This is a genomic window from Ureibacillus sp. FSL W8-0352 (genome assembly GCF_038004345.1).
Taxonomy (GTDB): Bacteria; Bacillota; Bacilli; order Bacillales_A; family Planococcaceae; genus Ureibacillus; species Ureibacillus thermosphaericus.
On sequence record NZ_JBBOQT010000001.1, the window covers coordinates 3030933 to 3046125 of the forward strand.

The window sequence follows — 15193 nt, forward strand, 5'->3', positions numbered from 1 at the left end:
ATTTTCAACATGTTAGGAGAGATGATTCAATATGTTTACAGCAATGTTCGGTGCAGTTGAGCAAGGAATCATCTACGCAATAATGGCACTCGGAGTGTATCTAACATTCCGAGTGTTAGATTTTCCAGACTTGACGGTAGATGGTAGCTTTGTTTCGGGTGCGGCTACAGCTGCAACAATGATTGTTTTAGGTTATCACCCAATATTAGCTACGTTAGCAGCGATTGTCGTAGGATTTATTGCAGGATGTATCACTGGTTTGCTCCATACAAAAGGAAACATTAATCCGCTCCTTGCCGGGATCATTATGATGATTGGCCTCTATTCCGTAAACCTGCGAATTATGGGCTTCTCAAGTGAAAATGCAGCGAGCCTTCCGAACGTTCCTCTACTAAATAGTGAAACAATCTTCACTAAAATTTATTCCTTCTGGGAACATTTAGGGATTGATGCATTTTTCAATAACATTTTGACGAGTTTAGGAGTAAAAAATCTTCCACAAACTTGGGAAATACTTTTTGTCATGATAATTCTTACAACAGCAATTAAGTTCATAGTGGATTGGTTCCTCAAAACAGAGATTGGTCTAGCGATTCGTGCTACGGGGGATAACAAACGAATGATTCGCAGTTTTTCTGCGAATACGGACACTTTAATTATTTTAGGTGTTGGATTATCGAATGGGTTAGTAGCGTTAGCGGGGGCTTTAATCGCCCAATATAATAAATATTCCGATGCGACAATGGGGATCGGGATGATTACAGTCGGTCTAGCATCTGTCATTATCGGTGAAGCGATTTTTGGAACGAAATCAATCATGCGCACTACTTTTGCGGTAATAGTTGGAGCAATTGTTTATCGGATTGTACTTGCGATTGCATTGCGAGTGCCATTCCTCGATGCAAGTGATATGAAATTGATTACAGCCATTATTGTAATCTTAGCGTTAATCGTTCCGCAAATGATTGATAAGCAAAAAGATAAGAAGCGGAAGGCGAAGCGACTGCAAGAAAAGCTAGCCGCTGCTCAACTAGAAAAGCAAGGAGGCGATCACCTTGCTTAAGCTAGAAGGCATTAACAAAATTTTTAATGAAGGTACACCAGATGAAAAGGTGGCTTTGAATAACATCAATCTTCATTTAAAACCTGGAGATTTCGTAACGGTTATCGGAAGTAATGGTGCGGGAAAGTCAACGATGATGAATATGATTTCTGGGGTATTAAAACCAGATGTTGGAAAAGTATGGATAGATGGAAAAGACGTAACCCATTTACCTGAATACAAGCGTTCTCACTATATCGGGCGCGTTTTCCAAGATCCGATGGCGGGTACGGCACCATCTATGACGATTGAGGAAAATCTTGCAATTGCTTATGCTCGAAACGCCAATCGTTCATTGCGATTAGGCGTGAATCGACAACGACGTGACTTCTTCCGTACATCCCTTGAAAAATTGCATTTAAATTTAGAAAATCGCTTAAATGCAAAAGTAGGATTGCTATCCGGTGGGGAAAGACAGGCATTGTCATTATTAATGGCAACATTTACGCAACCTGCGATTCTATTACTAGATGAGCATACGGCAGCTCTTGACCCATCACGAGCAGAATTGATTACGAACTTAACAAAGCAATTGGTAGAAGAAAATCATTTAACAACGTTAATGGTAACGCACAACATGCAACAAGCCATCGATTTAGGCAATCGTTTAATTATGATGGATAAAGGGCAAATCATTTTAGAAGTAGATGAAGATCAAAAACCAAACTTAACAATTCCTGACTTAATGGCTGAATTCGAACGCATCCGCGGTGAAAAAATGAATTCTGACCGAGCGTTGTTGGGGTAATTAATGTTGATATAGCCAACTCTTTATTATAAGGGTTGGTTTTTATTTTTTTTTAAATGCCAAAATAAAAATGAATACTATCCTTCCAACTTGAAAAAAATAATACAAAATCTGTTAATAAAATTTAAAACCCGGGCGTTGATCACACTAAACGCTCGGGTTTCTTTTTTGTTAAATCAACAATCCAAATAAAGTGCTGTCTTTATTCACTTCTTTAAACTCAAAACCATTCACTCGCATGCGATCGATTAAGCCTTCATAATCTTCCGGCTTGCTTACTTCAATTCCGACTAGTGCAGGACCTTCTTCTTTATTGTTTTTCTTCGTATATTCAAATCGGATAATATCATCATTAGGGCCGAGAACAACCGTTAAGAATTGGCGTAATGCTCCTGCGCGTTGAGGGAAGTTGACGATAAAGTAGTAAAGCAAACCTTCATATAATAATGATTTTTCTTTAATCTCTTGCATACGGCTGATATCATTATTGCCACCTGTAATAATCGCAACGGCCGTTTTTCCTTTTAGCTGATCCGCATAAAAATCAAGGGCGGATACTGGTAATGCGCCGGATGGTTCTGCAATGATAGCGTGTTTATTATATAAGTCAAGAATAGTTGTACTTACTTTTCCTTCCGGTATTGTAATAATATCATCTAAATATTTGCGGCAAATTTCATAAGTTTTTTGCCCAACAGATTGAACTGCTGTACCGTCGCAAAACTTATCAATTTTTTCTAAAGTGACAGGTCCGCCATTTTCAAAGGCTGCTTTCATACTTGGAGCGCCTTCTGGTTCAACCCCAATCACTTTTGTATGTGGTGAAATGTTTTTAATATAGGCAGCAACTCCGCTCATTAATCCTCCGCCACCGATACCTCCAAATACAAAATCAAGAGGTTCTTCAATGTCATTTAAAATTTCTACGCCCAATGTGCCTTGTCCAGCGATAATATCATAATCATCAAAAGGATGAATAAAGATCATTTCATGTTCCAAACAATAATCCATCGCTGCATTTGCTGAATCATCAAATGTATCGCCAGTTAACACAATCTCCACATAATCGCGACCGAACATGCGCACTTGGTCGACTTTTTGTTTTGGAGTTGTCAACGGCATGAAAATGGTTCCTTTAATCTTTAAATGAGCACAAGAATAAGCTACCCCTTGGGCATGATTGCCGGCGCTGGCGCAAACAACACCTCTTGCACGTGCTTCATCTTCAACTTTTTTAATTTTATAATAAGCACCCCGTAACTTAAAGGAGCGCACTGATTGTAAATCTTCACGTTTTAAATAAATATTCGCACCATACTTTTCTGACAGATATTCATTTTTTTGTAATGGCGTATGAAGTACTACATCTTTTAATTGGTGCTGTGCTTTTAAGATGTTTTCAACAGTAAAGCTTTTATCCGCAACTTCCATTTTAAATTTAACCTCCGTTAGTTCCAGCATTTATTTATTTTAACATAAGATTCAGTATTTTATGAAATTTATAAATGCCATACTGTAAAGTCCCTTTATATGTATATGATTTCATACATAAAACTTTTGAAATATAAATAATATACAGAATAGTCTAAAGACAGCTTTTAAAAAAATCAAGGTATAAATCGATAAAAAAAGAAAAAAATTTGTTTATTTAAAACGTTAAAGTGTTAAAGTTATTTGAATAATCGACATGCTTCCATAAGTAGGAGCCGTATTTAAAAACATACTAAGATTAGTAGTACAAACCAAGGCCAAGGTTTGTGCTACTATTTTTTATAGTAGAAGTGAAGAAAAGTCGACCAGCCTCAGGAATCTTTGAATCCGTATTAAAAACTGGCTAACTTCACACCCTTATGCGAATCAGTTTAGTATGTTGGGTCCATAGAGAGCGTGTATAAGAAAGTGGAATCGATAAGGTAATGTGAAGGCTTCTATGAATTGGCAAAGAAGGAGTAATGGAATGAAACATGTTATTGGTTTAGATGTTAGTAAAGGAAAGAGTACAGTAACGATCTATGATAATTATCGTCAGTGCAAATATGAAGGTGAAATCAATCATACACGAAGAGATTTTGAATAATTACATAAGCGAATAGTAGATATTACATCACTTGATGACCAAGCACCAGACATTGTATTTGAAGCAACAGGTGTTTATTCAAAACCGATTGAAGCATTTTTAAAAGATTACGGTTATGCATATTGTCGGATGAATCCCCTTGAAGCGAACTTACAAATGGCGAAGATGCGTCGACATAAAACCGATATAAGCGATGCTCATGAATTAGCCAAAACACATTTTAAAATGGAGAGAGAACCAACCTATATCCAAGATGATTATTATGAGCAGATGCGTGCATTGACACGTTATTGATGAAGAAATGATTTTATTAAAAAATCGTATGCATTCCATTTTACAATTGAGTTTTCCAGAATTAGAAAAAATACTGACACCAAATTCTGCACTATTTTTAAATATAGTATAACTATACCCTCACCCAACACTTGTTTTAGCTCACTCTAAAACTGTCATTAAGAATCGCCTAAAAGCGAATACAAGAAAGAACCTTTCTTTAGAACGTGCAGAGAAAAAAGCAATTGCTTTATTAGAAGCTGCTCAAAATAGTAATCCAGCGATTAAATCTACCGATGTGCGATGTGAACAAGTCCGTGATTACGCAAATCGAATAGCAGAATTAAAGGATAAAAAAAGAAGCACTTGTCCAATAAATGATTACTTTATCAAAAGATCGAAAAGAGTATATTGTTTTACGTTCCATCCCTGGTATCGGTGATTCTACTGCTTGTAGATTAATTGGGGAAATGGGTGATATTCGTCGCTTTCAAAATGCTAAACAATTGAATGCTTATGCGGGAATTGATATTATGCGCTATCAATCGGGGAATACACAGTATCATGATCGTATTAATAAAAGAGGTAACAAACACTTGCGAAAGCTTTTATATTTTATGGTGTGTGCCATGATTATGAAGAAAAAAGATAAACCTTACTATTATAAATTAAAAACACAACCTCAGAGAAAGCCTCATAAGGTTGCGATTATCGCCTGTATCAATAAATTTTTAAAAGTGACGTTCCAGTTACTGACACATGGCATTTTATACGATTATGAAACTGCCTTAAGTTAAATAATCGATTAACTACACTATACCATAAATGACCTTTCGAAAAAATTAAAAATCGTTAGGTCTTTTTGGCATGCCAAAATTTAGTTGTAGTTGTGAGGGGGTACCCCCTCACAACTACAACTAAAATAAAAACATATACAAATTAATAAAATATACCTTGACTGATCGTAAGAAACGAGGCTGGGACATAACTAATAAAGTGAACGAGCTGCAAAAAGATTTTTTGTAAAAAATTGATTGGAGTGACGGGGCGAGTGCTCCTGTCGCGCACGCTTAGTCGCAAAGCGGAGCAAGTTCAAGGAAGTAAATTCAAAGCTTTCCTGCGACGAGCCCTCTCGAGACCCCGCAGGAGCGAAGGATTGAATCAGAGGAGGCTCGAGCCCAATGTCAGAAACTTATACAACCAATAATTTACAGTTAGTAGGCAACCATCTGGTTGTCTACTTTTAAAAATACTATTCAACCTACAAAGTGTTGATAATTTTCTAAAATCGGCTAAAAAAGGCAATAGGATGCCCGGGGCTTAAATTTTTATTTTTTTAAGCCCCTAATTTATTTACATTTAATAAACAAATAGGTTATATTTATCCTATGTATTGTTTATAGACACCTTTTTTGGTTTAGGGGATACTTTGTTGAGGACAGACCATTCCTTCGTGGGTAGCTTCTCCCAAACCGAATAGGTGTCTTATTTCTTATAATCACTTTCATGATTTTTGTAAACATTCTCTCTCTTTTGATTGGACAATCTTCTAATAATAAGTGAACCATCCTATCTTTTAATTTTCCTATTAAGATATTTGTGTTTACTTGATAATCATGTTTTCGTCTTTTTTTCTTACTCTCCTCATTAATTGTTTCATTGGCATCATTTCTCAATAAACTGACCATATTCGATAAATATATTGATGCATAGAAATCTTGTTCAATTGCGATTTTCGAACTACCCGTGAAATTTTCTATTTCGATTTTATTTTTCACATCATTATATTCTGTTTCAATTCCCCAGCGTTTAAAATAAAGAGATTTAAACTCAGAGATATCAAACTCTTCCTCGGTTAAATTTGTGACAAGTATTTCTTCCGTGCCAGAATCCAGTGGGAATCTAACTACACGAGCAGTAATCACTTGTTTCCTATGTATTATATGAATGTTTTGATCAGCATCTTTCGCTTCGACAATTTCCTTTATCGTATTTTTTTGACATCGCATCACATATTTGATACCAAGGGCATCTAAATAGGCAATAAAATCTCTCGATGGATACCCTCGATCAAATAAAAAAAGATCATTTTTTAATCCAATTTGTACGAGTTCTTCAATCATATCCTTTGCACTATCTCGCTCAGCTACCTTATATGGATTGATTCTAGAAGTAATAATGATTCCATTCTCAAGATCGTAAATACAAGAGGCACTAGCTCTTGCATAACTTGTCTTATGATTTTTTCCATACCCAAAATAATTTCGAAGCTCCTCAGTATCAGGGATTTGGAGCACACTTCCATCGATTGCGCAAAGTCTAAATCCACGATAAGTTTTAAAGGAATTTTCTTCATAATACCAATTCACAATCGCTTTTGTAAGTTTTACAAAAGCGAGAGGAGAAATCTTTTTTCGTGCGGCTGAATAGCCTTGTTTGGAAATACTAATTTCTGATAAATTAAATTTGTCGAAAAAGTCGTCAAGTTCAATTTGGAGGCTCTTTTTAACAAAGTTTAAGCTAAATAGAATAGTATTTTTAAAATTTAACTTCTTTTCTTTTCGTGTAAAATACGTTTCTTTTGTCCGAGATTCAAGCATAAACATCACATCATTCAGCAACTTTCGAGTAATCTCAATTGCCCCTAAAAAAGTACTTTTTGTTTTCAAAAAAACCACCATCCTCGTTTTATTAACTAAAAATTGGATTCTAAAACGATTTTGGTGGCCTTTTTAAAATTACAAGAGGCTTATTACCTAATTTTATAAAAGTTAAATTAAATATTATTTTCCATTAAATGTAACGTTAAGTTGATGACATTGGGCTCGAGCCGGGCCCGCGGAAAGCGTCCCCGGAACGGAAATCAATTCTACAATTATCAAAAAAACACCATTTTCTCCTGTGAGAAAATGGTGTTTTTTATATTTTGTCCCAAGCTCGTCACATAAGTTAAAAGATTAAGTGAGCGATGAAAGCAACTATCGGTATTGAAATGATTGTGCGAATTAAGAAGATAATAAACAAATCCCAAATTTTTAATGGAAGTTTTGTACCTAAAATCAAGCCACCAACTTCAGACATATAAATTAATTGCGTAACAGAAATTGTTGCGATAAAGAAACGAGTTAATTCAGACTCGATTCCAGCTCCTAATATAGAAGGAAGCAACATATCCGCGAATCCAATAATCATTGTTTGGGCAGCTTCGTCTGCGTAAGGAATTTGGAACAATTGCAAAATCGGTTCGAATGGCATTCCTAAAATTTTAAAGAAACTAGTATATTCTGCAAGAATTAATGCTATTGTACCGAATGCCATGATGACCGGTGTAATGGCAAACCACATTTCCAAAACATTTTTAAAGCCTGAGCGAACCACATTTAATAAATTTCGATTGCTATGGGCTTTATCTAACGCATTTTGTAGGCCAAAAGTAAATGAATTAAATCCTTCCGGAACATCTTCACGGCGACTTTCTGGAGTAGATCCGTCAAAATTCGTATCCGGTTTATTTCGTAAAGGATAGATTCTTGGCATAATGACAGCCAAGATTAAACCAACTAAAATGACCGTACCGTAAAATTGCAAGAAATAATGGCCAAGATCTACCGTTTCAACAATTACAAAACAGAAAGTAATCGAAACGACGGAAAAGGTAGTGGCGATTGTAGCAGCCTCTCTCGCTGTATAGTTTCCTTGCTCATATTGTCTACTTGTGAGAAGCACACCAATTGTGCCGTCTCCAACCCAAGAAGCCAAACAGTCAATAGCAGCTCGTCCAGGAATTTTAAAAATTGGACGCATAATTTTTACCATCATGGAACCAAAAAATTCTAATAGCCCGAAATCTGTCAAAAGCGGTAACAATAATCCAGCAAAAAAGAATAATGAAAACATCATTGTTACTAAGCCGCCATCAGGATTTAATAACAAGCCAGATGTGTTTTCACTAGTGAAGGCTTCAGGTCCAATTTGGAATAAATATAACGTTGCAAATACGACCGCTAAAACTCGCATTACTGTCCAGAATGCATGAGTACGGAATAAAGCATCGAAAATCGTCACTTTTCCTGATTGTGGTACAAAGTGCATCACAATAGATCCAACAGCAGCAATAATAAAGACAACATACGCAAACCAATGGATAAAGGTTACGATATTAGCAGAAAGACCGTTCGCCAAAAGTGCGATTGGAACCTTAAGTCCATCTGGCGTACTAACAGGAATAATGAATAAAAAGATACCTAAAATCGAAAGACATAAAAATAAAAACCATGTATATGGATGAAATTTTTTTACCATAATAAACCCCTCATTAATTTTTGTTGCATATTTATACAATATAAATGGTATTTATACTGATGTCTATATAAATAGAAAAAATAATAGTATTTCGAAAATTTTATACTTTTTGTCTTTTATACTACGCTAAAATAGCAAAAAACTGCATAAAAGAGAAGAGGGTAAATAAAAAAACACCATTTGTGAAAAAATGGTGTTTTTTTGAGTGCGCCTGGCATGGATGTAATCTATAGGGTGCAAGTCCCGAGCCGTGAAGGCAGAAGTAACGGTTAGCTTAACGCAAGGGTGTCTGTGGTGACGCGGAATCTGAAGGAAGCGAGCGGCAAACTTCCGGTCTGAGGAACACGAACTTCATACAAGGCTAGGTATCATTGGATGAGTTTGCTCAACAAAACAAAGTCCTTTCTGCCGAAGGTGATACAGAGTAAATGAAGCAGATAGATGGAAGGAAAGATTACATTCTTACCCAGGGAGGTCTGATGGATACGTGAAGTACACTTCATAACCTACTTAGTGATAAGTAGCTGAACCATCAGAAGTCAGCAGAGGTCATAGTATTAGTTGGTCTAGAACAACTGAGAAGGACCGAACAATGAAGAGAGAATAGCCCTTGGCATTCAGTGAGTCATGATGAACACAGAAAACGTAGTACCTCACTTGAGGGAGGAAGCGGTGAATCCCGTGGGGGACCTCTTGGAGGGTGGAGTGACCACTGGCATAAGAAGATAAGCTATTCACGGAAGGAGAATAACGATGCTTTTGAATCAAATCCTGTCACGGGAGAATATGCTTCAAGCACTAAAACGTGTAGAACAGAATAAAGGAATCCACGGAGTAGATAAGATGCCCGTACAAAATCTACGACAGCACATAGTCGAAAACTATATTCCTTGAATTAGATAAATGGATTCGTAGAAGACTTCGAATGTGTCTATGGAAGAACTGGAAGAAACTGAAAACAAAGATACGCAACCTTATTCAACTTGGCGTACCACAATGGCAAGCGTATGAATGGGGAAATACTCGGAAGAGTTATTGGCGTATTTCAAATGATCCGGAAAAAAAGCAAACACTACTTATCTGATTCCTTTTACACATACATTGACTTACTATCAAAAACGAAAAGAATATAAGTATGATAATCAAGAAATGTTAGATGACTGTTTAGAGGATATTGGTAAACTGAAAAGAAGTCTACGGGGAAATAGTGAGAGTATATCACTTTTTTCAGTGGGCTAGTGCGAAACAAAATAGAAATTCTATTCAAATGTTAGCGGTATTAACTAAACGTGACGATATAGTAACGGCACATATGATTTATTTGTCAAAATTAGATGATATGGGCGTTAGTGAGAAAGAAAATGAGGAAACAATTCGCTTTGAAAGTCCTTTCAAATTTAATGGGGAAAAAGTTGTCGGATTAGTATTACCTAGGGTACAAAATTCAAAAAAAGGAAAAAAGGATCTACTGGAACTTTTAGTTTACTTTGCTGACATAGAGAAATGGAAATTAGAAGCTATGGAAGAAGTGAAGTACGATAAAATCAATATCTTGTTTTCTTAACTTGATTTTTGCAGAAACACGTAACGGATTTCAATAAAAAGTCTCGGAATTACTTTTCCCAGTATAACCATTTAAAGGTTTTTCTGGTACATTGGTTTATATTGATATTTTTAAGAAATTATTTGTAATTTCTTCACAAACCCTTCTTCGTATATAGATAGTTTTTGAAAATTATCATCATCAATTAACTCTGTGAACTTAATAGCGTCGATTAAGTATTTTCTGTTTCGATTATCTATTTACTTTCCAATATTCGAGATATTCATTAGGGAACTCCGCACGATCTTCAAAAAAAGTTCTTATAAGCATTTTGCAAATGGATCTGTGCATTTGCTAAAGCTAAAGAATCCACCTCTTTTAGAAACGGGAATTCTTTCTTATTTTTTGCTGGTGTCGGAAACTTTTGCTTTTTAAGCGTTTCCTTATCGTCTTTGAACTTCTCATATGTTTCTTTACGTTCTGCTAGCATCTTGTTGTAGACAAAACGAACACAACCAAAAGTTTGCATAAATCTAAATAATTATAGTTTTTGAGGACTGAATAAGGTAAAAATATTTCACTCAAATCGATTCTTCTTTCTTCATAATTCAACATTGGCCTTTCAATATTTAAAGGAGCCTCACAAACATCGTATTTTATTAATTCATTAACAGAATAACCATACTGACAAACTTTAATTTTTATCATAATCATCCCTACTTTCGTATTTTTTAAAAGGTGGCCGTGATAGATTATTTTATATATTTTCAATATTTTTCCAATTACTTGAATATATTGTAATTGTATTAGTATATTCAAAGGAGGAAATAAAATGCGTAAAAAGATAACAAAAATAGGAGTTGCTGCATTATGTAGTGCTACGTTAATAATGCCAACTACTGCTTTTGGAAGTTCAAATGTGAATTCTATCAACAAACAAGAAATCGTTTCAAACTCATCTATCTCAAATTTCTCTAATCTAACAGATGAGTTGGTAAAAAAGGTAGACCCTTATATCGAGTTAGTTGATTTTAAATTCATAATCAACAATGAAGCGGAGCTAATGAAAAATATTACACAATCAGAATTCGAACAAGTAAACAAAATATTAGAAGAAGTTAATGCACATTTACAAACAATGTGTTTATGGCAAACTAAAAATGTAACGTTTGGCAATTAATTTATGCAGGTCCTATAAAACAAAAAACCACTTGCCAACATTCCCCAAATACACTACCCTCCTAGTTGGACAAAACAGTTCAACGGGAGGTATTCAAGGAGATGTTAGCAGTGGCTGAAATTCATTATATCAGATATGAAGCAAACCAAAAAGGATGTTCCTATTCCGATATTGCCAAAAGAATGAATCGTGATCCAAGAACAGTGAAGAAGTATGCGGAAATGGAAGACTTCAGTCCCTCAAAAGTTAAACAAACGAGAAAAGCGAAAGTGATGGATCCAGTGAAACCGATATTGGATCAATGGATTAAAGAGGACTTGACAAAGAAGAAAAAATATCGAAGAACTGCGAAACGAATGTATGAAATCTTAAAAGAAGAATATGGATTTACAGGTTCAGATCGTTCTGTTCGGCTCTATGTATCAAAAAGAAAACAAGAACTGCTCGAACAAAGTGAACCAGCTGCGTTACCTTTAGAATCGAAACCTGCAACGGCTCAAGTTGATTTTGGAGAAGCTCCTTTTCTCTATCAGGGGAAATACGTCGATTTTCCTTACCTGGTCGTTTCATTCCCTTACAGTAATGCGGCCTATGTGCAAGTCATGCCAGCTCAAAATCAAGAATGTTTCTTGGAAGGATTAAAACGAATCTTTCACTATATGGGAAGGGTTCCAAGGGTCATTCGTTTTGATAATCTCTCCCCTGCAGTAAAAACGATCTTGCCAAACGGAGAAAGAGAATTGACAGAGACATTTCAACGATTCGTTTTACATTATGGCTTTGAATGCGAGTTCTGCAACCCAGCCAGCGGAAATGAAAAAGGGAATGTCGAATCAAAGGTGAAATATATTCGAAACAATTTCTTTTTACCTGAACAAACAATCTATCAACTAGAAAGTTTTAATGAATCTTTATGGGAAAAATGTGAGAAGGACTGGAATCGTCCGCATTATGAGAAGGAGCGACTCATCGCTGAATTATTTGAAGAAGAACAAGCGTTATTTCTTCAATTGCCAGCCAAAGAATTTGAATGTGTCCGATATGAGCAGGTCACGGCTGATAAGTACGGTTTCATCCATTTAGAAAACAATTTATATTCCACGTCTCCCCGTTTTGCCAAACAAAAGGTTTTGGCAAAGATCTCTTATCATGAGATTGCCATTTTAACAGAAGAGCATGAGCTGATTATCAAGCACGAGCGTTTATATGGCACAAAACAAAAATCAATGAAATGGCAACCATATCTTACGTTAATGGCCAAAAGGCCAAATGCATTAAAATATACGGATTTCTATGAAAAGATGCCGGAAGAATGGAAAAATTATTTTTCCAATTGTACCGTTCAAGAAAAGAAGGAAGCATTACAACTACTAGCTGTTTTACTAAAAGAACATGATTTCGAAGTTTCGACACAGGCTTTGAGGATTGCCTCCCAGTATGGTCATCCGAAAGTAGAATCGATTAAACAGGTATTTTATCAATTAATCAATGGAAGAGGTATACGAGAGCCAATTCAACCGAAAAAACACGTTCCAGATATGCCGGAAGCCATCCGAGGAGTAAGGCATTATGACCGCCTATTCGAATCCCAAGGAGATGTGGCATCATGGAACAAATGATTAAGGAATATGCCAAAAGACTAAAATTAAGCTGGATTCCAGCCAATTACCATACCATCCATGCGGAAACAAATGAGGAATTTTTACTGAAGCTGTTTGAACGAGAAGTGCAGCATCGAGATGAGAGAAGGATAAATTTACTACTAAAACAGGCGACATTGCCGAAAATTCCAAATAAACCTTATGATTGGCGGGAGATTCAACTAGCCCCAGGCATCACAAAAGATTATATTTTAGAAGGTGAGTTTACGAAAAATCAGGAAAACCTTATCTTCTATGGCGGAGTGGGAACCGGTAAAACATTCCTTTCCACTCTCATCGCCCTCAATTTGATGAAAAAACAAGGAAAAAGAGTGAAGTTCTATACGGCCGCCTCCATTGTCAATGCTTTATTGGAGGCCAATGAAAAAGGTGAACTTGGTAAATTTCTCAATCAAATCGAAAAGTTGGATCTCTTGATTCTTGATGAATTGGGCTATATTCCATTGCATAAACAGGGGGCAGAGTTATTATTTCAAGTTATTTCCATGTGTTATGAAACCAAAAGCATCATTGTGACAACCAATTTACCATTTAGCCAATGGAATAATGTCTTTGGCGATCCCATTTTAACAGAGGCCGTCATTGATCGGCTGATTCATCATTCTCATTTAATCATCTTCAATGGTGAAAGTCACCGATACAAAGACTCAATCTCTCAACGTTAACCATGGAATTTGGCAAGTGTATGTATGCATTTTTAATTGCCATTTCATACATTTTCTACTTGCCAAAAACACAATGAAGTTAGAATCGAAAATATATAACAAGTATTCATTAGAAACTAACGGGGATACAATTATTGTTTCATTAAACAAAGAATCATTAAACAAACCACTGAGTTCAGTCAAGACGGCTTCTAAAAGTGAAGAAGGAAAAAGAGGTATAAAAGTATATTGGAATCATGTGGAAATTTACCTTACAAAAACCGATGTTAATGCTATACTAAAAGGCGGAGTATCAGGTGGAACTGCTGCTTTAGGTGCTTTAATTGGTAGTTATGGTGGCATCCCGGGAGCTATTGGAGGTGCTGCTATAGGTGCTGCTGCTGCAACAATTATTAATGAATATATAGATGCGGTTCCACTAGTGATTTATATCCCATATTTGAACCCGACTACCGGTGTAAGAGTTTATAAACAGTAAATTAATTTTAAGTGAAAGGTGATTAACATAAAAAAAAGACTTTATCCTGCAATTTGTGCTGCTCTAGCTGTATTTTTAGTTAATTCCATCTTTGAATATTTCTTTAATGATTTATCACTTTCAATTAAAATTATATTAAATATGATATCTGCAGCAATAGGAGCAGTTTTCGGTGTTGCTATATTAAAAGAAAAACAAGACTAATACAATCAAGTAAGAGAGAATTAATCACTCTAATACAAAATTATAGGAATTAGAGAAAGAGGTCGGGACAACCCCCTCATCTAAACACATTATTTACACAGAACCCTTGGTAACTCCTATTGGAGAAACCAAGGGCTGAAAAGTCTTGAAGCTCGTTATGAAAACTTGCGTCAATTATCTTAATTGAACCGCCGTATACGGAACCGTACGTACGGTGGTGTGAGAGGACGGGAGTTAATCGCTCCCTCCTACTCGATTGTATAAAAAAGCATGCTTTTTAATTAATCAACAAACGTAATTGTATAAAACTTTTCATAATGGAACCAACTATCACTCATCGGTTGACCTTCATCAATCCGCTTTTGATTTTCTTCAACCATCCATGCTGTTTGAGAATTATGAGCTAGTAATGCTTTTAATTTATCTTCCTTGACGGTTGTAATATCAATAATGACGTCTGGTTCTCCTTTTTCAGCGATTGTATTATTGGCAAATCCGACACCGTAAACTGTCGGGCGATCATCTTTCGGCATTCGACGAACTGCCTCAACAACTGCTCGGCCAGTGGCTTCATGATCTGGGTGAACGCTGTAATTTGGCAAGAATGTGATGATGAGAGAAGGGTTCAATTCGGAAATTAAATCTTGAACGAGCTTCACCATTTTCTCATCGTCTTCAAATTCAATCGTTTTGTCTCGGAAGCCCATCATTCGCAAATCTTCAATCCCCATTGCTTTACATGCTTCTTGCAATTCTTTTCGACGAATTTCAGGCAATGATTCACGGGTAGCGAAAGGAGGATTTCCAAGATTGCGTCCCATTTCTCCTAAAGTTAAACAAGCGTATGTAACGGGAACTCCCATATTGCGATAAAGTCGAATGACGCCGGCAGATGAAAAAGCTTCATCATCTGGATGTGGAAAAACAACTAAAACGTGGCGCTGTGGTTTTAAAGTCATA

Annotated in this window: 13 protein-coding genes and 3 pseudogenes; 11 read left to right on the top strand and 5 right to left on the bottom strand. The window is 36.0% G+C overall.

What is annotated here, in order from left to right:
• Positions 1-31 precede the first annotated feature (31 nt).
• Together NST98_RS15300 and NST98_RS15305 are read left to right on the top strand one after the other, a co-directional pair.
• On the top strand, positions 32-1063 hold the full coding sequence (locus tag NST98_RS15300; protein ID WP_340715476.1) for an ABC transporter permease: 1032 nt from the start codon (positions 32-34) through the stop codon (positions 1061-1063).
• Positions 1056-1850 (top strand): ABC transporter ATP-binding protein, encoded by a 795-nt coding sequence (locus tag NST98_RS15305; RefSeq protein WP_340715477.1) that lies wholly within the window; start codon positions 1056-1058, stop codon positions 1848-1850. Before NST98_RS15300 ends, NST98_RS15305 begins: the two co-directional genes overlap by 8 nt.
• Before the next feature lie 171 nt (positions 1851-2021).
• On the opposite strand, the gene ilvA is transcribed toward NST98_RS15305, so the two are convergent.
• The gene (gene ilvA / locus NST98_RS15310; RefSeq protein ID WP_340715478.1) at positions 2022-3281 is read right to left on the bottom strand and encodes a threonine ammonia-lyase IlvA; all 1260 of its coding nucleotides are present in this window, start codon (positions 3279-3281) and stop codon (positions 2022-2024) included.
• Between the two features lie 526 nt (positions 3282-3807).
• Here ilvA and NST98_RS15315 point away from each other — a divergent pair.
• Positions 3808-4997 (top strand): annotated as a pseudogene (locus tag NST98_RS15315) (IS110 family transposase).
• A gap of 600 nt (positions 4998-5597) precedes the next feature.
• Here the strand turns inward: NST98_RS15315 and NST98_RS15320 are convergent.
• Both NST98_RS15320 and NST98_RS15325 read right to left on the bottom strand, forming a co-directional pair.
• Complete coding sequence (locus tag NST98_RS15320; RefSeq protein ID WP_208650901.1) at positions 5598-6869, bottom strand: IS4 family transposase; 1272 nt, start codon at positions 6867-6869, stop codon at positions 5598-5600.
• Positions 6870-7149: 280 nt separating this feature from the next.
• Positions 7150-8502 (bottom strand): YjiH family protein, encoded by a 1353-nt coding sequence (locus NST98_RS15325; RefSeq protein WP_168412658.1) that lies wholly within the window; start codon positions 8500-8502, stop codon positions 7150-7152.
• 753 nt (positions 8503-9255) lie between these two features.
• Here NST98_RS15325 and NST98_RS15330 point away from each other — a divergent pair.
• The 3 genes and pseudogenes from NST98_RS15330 to NST98_RS15340 all read left to right on the top strand — a co-directional run bounded on the left by NST98_RS15330 (position 9256) and on the right by NST98_RS15340 (position 10066).
• Complete coding sequence (locus NST98_RS15330) at positions 9256-9396, top strand: hypothetical protein (protein WP_340715479.1); 141 nt, start codon at positions 9256-9258, stop codon at positions 9394-9396.
• Positions 9383-9577 (top strand): annotated as a pseudogene (locus NST98_RS15335) (group II intron maturase-specific domain-containing protein); the annotation flags it as partial. The gene NST98_RS15330 and the pseudogene NST98_RS15335, both read left to right, overlap by 14 nt.
• A gap of 132 nt (positions 9578-9709) precedes the next feature.
• Positions 9710-10066: a hypothetical protein gene (locus tag NST98_RS15340; RefSeq protein WP_340715480.1), complete on the top strand. Its 357-nt coding sequence runs from the start codon at positions 9710-9712 to the stop codon at positions 10064-10066.
• 289 nt (positions 10067-10355) lie between these two features.
• On the opposite strand, the pseudogene NST98_RS15345 reads toward NST98_RS15340, so the two are convergent.
• A pseudogene (locus tag NST98_RS15345) lies at positions 10356-10571 on the bottom strand (helix-turn-helix domain-containing protein); the annotation flags it as partial.
• Between the two features lie 306 nt (positions 10572-10877).
• Between NST98_RS15345 and NST98_RS15350 the strand changes: the two are divergent.
• The 5 genes from NST98_RS15350 to NST98_RS15370 all read left to right on the top strand — a co-directional run bounded on the left by NST98_RS15350 (position 10878) and on the right by NST98_RS15370 (position 14233).
• Positions 10878-11225 (top strand): hypothetical protein, encoded by a 348-nt coding sequence (locus tag NST98_RS15350; RefSeq protein ID WP_340715481.1) that lies wholly within the window; start codon positions 10878-10880, stop codon positions 11223-11225.
• 101 nt (positions 11226-11326) lie between these two features.
• The gene (gene istA, locus NST98_RS15355) at positions 11327-12844 is read left to right on the top strand and encodes an IS21 family transposase (protein WP_340714831.1); all 1518 of its coding nucleotides are present in this window, start codon (positions 11327-11329) and stop codon (positions 12842-12844) included.
• Entirely contained in the window at positions 12832-13551 is a 720-nt protein-coding gene (istB, locus tag NST98_RS15360; RefSeq protein ID WP_340714830.1) for an IS21-like element helper ATPase IstB, read from the top strand. The genes istA and istB overlap by 13 nt, the downstream gene beginning before the upstream one ends.
• Positions 13552-13624: 73 nt before the next feature.
• Positions 13625-14029, top strand: a complete 405-nt coding sequence (locus NST98_RS15365; RefSeq protein WP_340715482.1) for a hypothetical protein — start codon at positions 13625-13627, stop codon at positions 14027-14029.
• An 18-nt stretch (positions 14030-14047) separates the two neighbouring features.
• On the top strand, positions 14048-14233 hold the full coding sequence (locus NST98_RS15370) for a hypothetical protein (RefSeq protein WP_339289257.1): 186 nt from the start codon (positions 14048-14050) through the stop codon (positions 14231-14233).
• A 281-nt stretch (positions 14234-14514) separates the two neighbouring features.
• On the opposite strand, the gene bshB2 is transcribed toward NST98_RS15370, so the two are convergent.
• A complete protein-coding gene (gene bshB2, locus NST98_RS15375) occupies positions 14515-15192 on the bottom strand; it encodes a bacillithiol biosynthesis deacetylase BshB2 (protein WP_340715483.1) in 678 nt (225 codons plus the stop codon).
• Position 15193 lies beyond the last annotated feature (1 nt).